This is a genomic window from Cellulomonas sp., from assembly GCF_035634735.1.
Taxonomy (GTDB): Bacteria; Actinomycetota; Actinomycetes; order Actinomycetales; family Cellulomonadaceae; genus Cellulomonas.
Genome location: NZ_DASQCJ010000072.1, coordinates 1 through 6,561 on the forward strand (window position 1 = coordinate 1; position 6,561 = coordinate 6,561).

The 6,561-nt window shown below is 76.6% G+C and carries 6 protein-coding genes; 1 reads left to right on the top strand and 5 read right to left on the bottom strand.

The window, feature by feature from the left end; all coding sequences use genetic code 11:
* A partial coding sequence (locus VER05_RS06795) for an ABC transporter ATP-binding protein (protein ID WP_324844621.1) occupies positions 1–1,080 on the bottom strand: 1,080 nt, incomplete at its 3' end.
* Positions 1,077–2,171, bottom strand: coding sequence for an ABC transporter permease (locus tag VER05_RS06800; RefSeq protein WP_324844629.1), 1,095 nt, complete (start codon positions 2,169–2,171; stop codon positions 1,077–1,079). The genes VER05_RS06795 and VER05_RS06800, both read right to left, overlap by 4 nt.
* A 117-nt stretch (positions 2,172–2,288) precedes the next feature.
* Between VER05_RS06800 and VER05_RS06805 the strand changes: the two genes are divergently transcribed.
* Complete coding sequence (locus tag VER05_RS06805; protein ID WP_324844623.1) at positions 2,289–2,918, top strand: helix-turn-helix domain-containing protein; 630 nt, start codon at positions 2,289–2,291, stop codon at positions 2,916–2,918.
* A 54-nt stretch (positions 2,919–2,972) separates the two neighbouring features.
* Here VER05_RS06805 and VER05_RS06810 read toward each other — a convergent pair whose 3' ends face one another.
* The 3 genes from VER05_RS06810 to VER05_RS06820 form a co-directional block, all read right to left on the bottom strand.
* Positions 2,973–3,698, bottom strand: a complete 726-nt coding sequence (locus tag VER05_RS06810; RefSeq protein WP_324844625.1) for an alpha/beta fold hydrolase — start codon at positions 3,696–3,698, stop codon at positions 2,973–2,975.
* A gap of 85 nt (positions 3,699–3,783) precedes the next feature.
* Positions 3,784–4,818: a LacI family DNA-binding transcriptional regulator gene (locus tag VER05_RS06815; RefSeq protein WP_324844626.1), complete on the bottom strand. Its 1,035-nt coding sequence runs from the start codon at positions 4,816–4,818 to the stop codon at positions 3,784–3,786.
* A 227-nt stretch (positions 4,819–5,045) separates the two neighbouring features.
* Positions 5,046–6,561: ATP-dependent Clp protease ATP-binding subunit (locus tag VER05_RS06820; RefSeq protein ID WP_324844628.1), on the bottom strand; the 1,516-nt coding region annotated here is incomplete at its 5' end.

The following is a 6,561-nucleotide window of genomic DNA, read 5'->3' on the forward strand; positions in this document are numbered from 1 at the left end:
GGTCTTGCCGGCGCCGTTCGCGCCGAGCAGGCCGAGCACCTGGCCGGGGCGGACCGTGAGGGAGACGTCGTCCACGGCGCGGAACCCGCCGAAGGCGGTGACGACGTGCGCGGCCTCGACGGCCGGGGCGCGCGGCGCGGACCGCGCGGTCGCCGAGGGGGTAGCCGACGCGCCGACGGGGTAGTCGGCGGGTACCCCCTCGACGACTCGCCTACCCCCTCGGCGGGCAGCGGGCGCCGCGCCCACGGGCGGGGCGCCGCGGCGCTCCAGGGTCAGCGCGATCACCGCGTCCTCGAGATCCGCCGGCGGCGCGCCCTCCCCCGGCGCGACGAGCGCGTGCACCGTGCTCCCGCGGCGCCACTCCGCGAGCGGGCGGGCCGGGCCCGGGTCACCGACCGCCCGCACCGCGATCGAGCCCCGCACCCGGGCGGCCGCCTCCGCCGGGTCGCCCCGGTACACCTCGGCGCCGGCGTCGAGCACCAGCACCTCCGCGGCCCGCTCCGCCTCGTCGAGGTACGTCGTGGTCACGAGCACCGCCGTGCCGCCGGCGGCCGCCGCGGACAGCAGCCGCCAGAGGTCCACCCGGCTGACCGGGTCGACGCCGGTGGACGGCTCGTCCAGCACGACGAGCTCCGGGTCCGGCAGCACCGCCAGGCAGAACCCCAGCTTCTGCCGCATCCCGCCGGACAGCTCGCGCCCGAGGCGGTGCGGCACGTCGGCCAGGCCGGCCGCCGCGAGCAGCCGGTCCCCGCAGTCCCGGGCGGTCCCGGGGTCGAGGCCGTAGGCCCGCGCCACGAGGTCGACGTTCTCGGCGACGCTGAGGTCGCCCCAGACCCCGGAGGTCGCGGGCAGGAAGCCGGTGCGGCGCGGGTCCGCCCGGCGCACCTCGCCGGCGTCGGGCACCTCGCGGCCGACCAGGAGGCGCGCCAGGGTCGTCTTGCCCGCCCCGTCCCCGCCGACCACCGCGGTGATCCGCCCCGCCGGCACCGGCAGCGTGATCCCGTCGAGCACCGCGCGCCCACCCCGCCGGACGGTCACGGCCTCGACTCCCCAGGCCGCCCGGGCCGCCACGGCGGTCACCGCCCCGCCCCGGCGGCGTCGGCGGGCTCGGCCGGCTCGGCGGGCCCGGGCGCGGCGCCGCCCCGCGCCCGGCGCGGCGTGATCGACGCCCGGAACCGCCAGACCGCCGCGCCGAACACCAGCACCGCCATGCCCGCGAGCACCGTGATCGGCAGCCACAGCGCGTCGATCTCGGCGCCGCGCAGCATCACGCCCTGCGACACCTGCGTGAAGTACGTCAGCGGCAGGCAGTAGCCGATCCACCGCACCCCGAGCGGCATGGCGTCGAGCGGGAAGATGATCCCGGACAGCAGGATCTGCGGCAGGAGCACGAGGATCGCCGCCTGGATCGCCTGCCCCGCGTTCTGCGACACGGTCGAGATGAACACCCCGATGCCGAGCACCACGAACAGGAAGATCGCCCCCGCCAGCGCGAACAGCGCGACGTTCCCGGTGAACGGCACCCCGAAGATCAGCATGCCGAGCACCGTCACCACGACGAGGTCGAGCGCGGCGAGCAGGAAGTACGGCGCGATCTTCCCGACGATCACGTCGATCGGGCGCAGCGGCATCACGGCGAGCTGCTCCAGCGTCCCCGCGGCCCGCTCCTTCACCAGCCCGATGCTCGTGATGATCGTGCCGATGAACGTGAGGATCAGGCCGATCAGCGCGGGCACCATCACCCAGGACGTCTCCAGGTCCGGGTTGAACAGGATCTCGGCGTCCACCGCGTCGCCGAGCCGCGCGACCACGACGTTCGCGGCCTGGGCGGCGAACAGGTTGCTGCCGTCGATCAGCACCTCGGGCACCGCACCGGCCCCCTCCCCGGCGACGACCGCGACGTCGTACCGGTTGGCGGCCAGCGCGTCGACGGCGTCGGCCCGGTCGTCCGCGGGCTCGACGTCGCGGACGTCCAGCGTCCCGGCCGCCGGCGACGCCGCGATCCGGTCCGCCGCCTCCTGCGCGCCCGGCCCGACCACCAGCGTGGTGAGGCTGTCGACGGTGAAGTTGGCCGCGAAGCCGAAGATCGTCAGCAGCAGCAGCGGCAGCACGACCAGCATCGCGACGGTGCGGCGGTCCCGGCGCAGCTCCCGGAACTCCTTGAGGATCATGGCGCGCACGGCGCTCGCCTCCCGGCATCGGGGCGTCTCCCGCGGCGCCCGTCCACGACCCACCGTAGCACCGAACCGGAACGTCCGATTCCGTTTAGCGCCACCTATCCTGGGCCGGTGAGGGCGGACGCGGCACGGAACCGGCAGCGGGTGCTCGACGCCGCGCGCGACCTGTACACGGCCCGCGGGCTCGACGAGCCGATGGAGGCCGTCGCGCGCGCCGCGGGCGTCGGGGTCGGCACCGTCTACCGGCACTTCCCCGACCGGTCCGCGCTGGTCCGGGCCGTCGTCGCGGACCGGCTGGCCCACGTCGGCGCCCTGCTCGACGCCGCGGCCGCCGGGCTCGCCGGCGACGACCCGCACGCGGCGTGGGAGCAGTTCCTCACCGGCTTCCTGGACTCCGGCCTGCCGCTGCTGCTCCCGGTGCTGGTCCCGCGCGCCCGCGACGCGGACGTGTTCACCCCGGAGCTGGTCGAGCGCCGGGCGGCGACGGCGGCCGGCGCGAGCGAGGTCGTCGGGACCGCGCAGCGGCTGGGCCTCGTCCGGGGGGACATCGGCGTGCCGGAGATCCTGCTGACGTTCGCGTCGGCGCTCCGCCCGCTGCCCGGCCTGCCCGACGAGCTCAACGCGGCGCTGCTGGAGCGGCGCGCCCCGCTGCTCCGGGCCGCGCTGCGCCCGGGCGGCGACCCGCTGCCCGGCCGCCCGGTGGAGGTGGCGGACCTCCTGGCGGCCCTCGCCGTCCCCTGACGCGCCGCCCACCCCGTTCCACCCCGGACCCGCAGCGGGCTCGGCGACCGCGGGTCAGGACCCGTGCGCCGCCCAGAAGTCCCGGACCAGGCGCACGAACGCGGCCGGGTCCGCCAGCGGCAGCCCGTGGTCCGCGCCCGGCACGACGACGCACTCCCCCGCGGGTAGCGCCGCCGCGACCGCCTCGGTGTGCGCCCGCCGGACCACGTCGTGCTCGCCGGCGGCGACGAGCACCGGCACCCGGACGCGCTCGAGCGCCCGCAGCGGGATGCGCGGCTGCCGGACCATCAGGTCGGTCACCTCCGCCCGCGCCCGCGCCGCCGGGTCGACGAGCCCGCGGGCCCGCAGCCCCAGCCACGCCGCCGTCACCTCCGCGCGGCTCCGGGCGGTGAGGCCGGCGGGGTCGACGTTCGCGCCGTAGACGACCAGCGACCGCACCGCCGCCGGGTGCCACAGCGCGAGCAGGAGACCGACGTTGCCGCCGTCGGAGTACCCGACGACGTCGGCCGGCGCGGCGCCCGCCCCTGCGCCCTGCCCCGCGCCCGCCCCCGCGCCCGCGAGCACCCCCGCCGCGTCGTCCGCCAGCCGCGTGATCGTCAGCGGCCCGGTCCCCCGCGGCGAGCGCCCGTGCCCGCGCGCGTCCGGGGACAGCACCCGGTGGTCCCGCGCCAGGTCCGCGGCGACCGGCGCGAGCGAGGCGCCGTCCTCGCCGTTCCCGTGCAGCAGCAGCACCACCGGACCGGAGCCGGCGTCGGCGACGTGCAGCCCGGTGGCGTCCATGCGCCCGACCGTACCGGCCGACCGGCCGGCCCGACCGACCGACCGGCCCGACCGACCGACCGGCACCGCCGCCGGCCGCCCCGCCTCAGCGCGCCGGGATCCCCGGCGTCGACCCGCGCAGGACCACCTCGCCGGCGACCGGCACCACCTCGGCGTCGGCCGCGGCCGGCCGCAGCGCGAGCCGCGTGACCTCGCGGCCGATCTGCGCGAGCGGCAGCCGCACGGTCGTCAGGCCCGGGAGTACGTCCTGCAGCACCTCGACGCCGTCGAACCCCGCCAGCGCGACGTCGTCCGGGACCCGGAGCCCGGCCGCGTGCGCGGCGGTGAGCGCCCCGGCGGCCATCACGTCGGTCACCGCGAACACCGCGTCGACGTCCGCGAGCCCCGCGTCGAGCAGCCGGGACATCGCCCCGTGGCCGCCGTCGCGCGTGGTGGCCGCGGCCAGCACGCGGTGCTCCGGGACCGGGGCGCCCAGCGCCGCCAGCGCCTCGACGAACCCGTCCCGGCGGTCGGTCGCCGCGGCGTGGCCCGCGGGGCCGCCCAGCACCGCGAACCGCCGGTAGCCGCGCCCGTGCAGCGCGCGCGCCAGGTCGGCGGCACCGTCGCGGTCCGCCAGCACGACGCTGTTCACGCCGAGGCCGTCGCCGCCGACCGCGGAGACCGCGCCGCCGATGCCGCGGAACGACTCGAGCGCGGCCCGCACCGGCGCGTCCGCCGCGGCGTCGTCCGCGCGGCCGCCCGCCAGGACGACCCCCCGCGCGCGCTGCCGCTCCAGCAGCCGGACGACCTCGACCTCGCGCGCGGCGTCCCAGCCGGTCGCCGCGAGCGTCAGCGTGAGCCCCGCCGCGTCGGCGGCCTCGGCGACGCCCGCGGTGATCGCGGCGAAGTACGGGTCGGCGATGTCGGGGACGACCAGCCCGAGCGAGGTGGTGCGGCCGCGGGCCATCGCCTGCGCGATGCCGTCCGGCGAGTACCTCAGCCGGTTCGCCGCGGCCTGGACGCGCTTGCGCAGGTCCTCGCCCACGGTCCGGTTCGCGGAGCCGTTCAGGGCGCGCGAGGCCGTCGCGAGGGAGACGCCCGCCTCGCGGGCCACGTCGCTGAGCGTCACCTGTCCCGGCATGCCAGCCACGGTAGGCGTATTCCTCCAGGCCCTCCCGGGGGCGGTGGGTGCAGGCACCCACGTCCCCGTCGCACGACCGGGTGAACCGCTCCCGGGCGCCGTTCGCGCTGGTCACCCGCTCGCCGGGGCGCGCCCGCGGCGTCCGGGGCGGGGCGCGCGGACCCCGGACGCACGACGGGCCGGACCGCACCCCGGGGGTGCGGTCCGGCCCGTCGTGGGTCGGTGCGTCAGGCGGGCATGAGGCCCGTGCCGCCGTCACCGGACGACGCGATCGGCGGCGCCGGCGGGACGTCCGTGCCGGAGCCCGGCGTCCCGGCCGTGCGGGCGCCCGCGCCCACCGGCTCCTTCGAGCGGGGGCCGCGCGCCTCGCCGCGGAACACGAACTCGCCGAGGATGCCCTCGCCGTGCGCGTCCACGATCACCTGCTGACCCGCGTGCAGCTCGCCGAACAGGATCTTCTCGGACAGCGCGTCCTCGATCTCCCGCTGGATCGCGCGGCGCAGCGGCCGGGCGCCCAGGACCGGGTCGTAGCCCTTCTCCGAGAGCAGCTTCTTGGCCGCCTCGGTGAGCTCGATGCCCATGTCCTTGTCGCGCAGACGGGCGTCGAGCTTCGCGATCATCAGGTCGACGATCTGGAAGATCTCCGGCTGCGAGAGCTGCGGGAACACGACCACGTCGTCGACGCGGTTGAGGAACTCCGGACGGAAGTGCGTCTTGAGCTCGTCGTTGACCTTGGCCTTCATGCGCTCGTACGACGTCGACAGGTCGCCGCCGGCCTGGAAGCCGGTCTGGACGCCCTTGGCGATGTCCCGGGTGCCGAGGTTGGTGGTCATGATGATCACGGTGTTCTTGAAGTCGACCACCCGGCCCTGCGAGTCGGTCAGGCGACCGTCCTCGAGGATCTGCAGCAGCGAGTTGAAGATGTCCGCGTGCGCCTTCTCGACCTCGTCGAACAGCACGACCGAGAACGGACGACGGCGCACCTTCTCCGTGAGCTGGCCGCCCTCGTCGTACCCGACGTAGCCGGGGGGCGAGCCGAACAGCCGCGAGACCGTGTGCTTCTCCGAGAACTCGGACATGTCGAGCTGGATCAGCGCGTCCTCGTCCCCGAACAGGAACTCGGCGAGCGCCTTGGCCAGCTCGGTCTTCCCGACGCCGGTGGGGCCGGCGAAGATGAACGACCCACCGGGGCGCTTCGGGTCCTTCAGACCCGCACGCGTGCGGCGGATGGCCTGGGAGAGCGCCTTGATGGCCGCCTCCTGGCCGACGACCCGCTTGTGCAGCTCGTCCTCCATCTTGAGCAGCCGGCTCGACTCCTCCTCGGTGAGCTTGAACACCGGGATCCCGGTGGCCAGCGCCAGCACCTCGGCGATGAGCTCCTCGTCGACCTCGGCGACCGCGTCCAGGTCGCCCGACTTCCAGGCCTTCTCCTTCTCCTGGCGCTTGAGGCCGAGCTGCTTCTCCTGGTCGCGCAGGCGCGCGGCCTTCTCGAAGTCCTGCTCGTCGATCGCCGACTCCTTGTCGCGGCGCGTCTCGGCGATCTGCTCGTCGAGCTCGCGCAGCTCCGGCGGGGCCGTCATGCGGCGGATGCGCAGGCGGGCACCGGCCTCGTCGACCAGGTCGATCGCCTTGTCCGGCAGGAACCGGTCGTTGACGTACCGGTCGGCCAGCGTCGCGGCAGCGACGAGGGCGCCGTCGGTGATGGAGACGCGGTGGTGCGCCTCGTACCGGTCGCGCAGGCCC

What these genes read in the sequence shown, in the direction of transcription:
- VER05_RS06815 (WP_324844626.1), bottom strand. Translation starts at nt 4,818, where the DNA reads ATGCCGGGACAGGTGACGCTCAGCGACGTGGCCCGCGAGGCGGGCGTC.
- VER05_RS06810 (WP_324844625.1), bottom strand. Translation starts at nt 3,698, where the DNA reads ATGGACGCCACCGGGCTGCACGTCGCCGACGCCGGCTCCGGTCCGGTG.
- VER05_RS06800 (WP_324844629.1), bottom strand. Translation starts at nt 2,171, where the DNA reads ATGATCCTCAAGGAGTTCCGGGAGCTGCGCCGGGACCGCCGCACCGTC.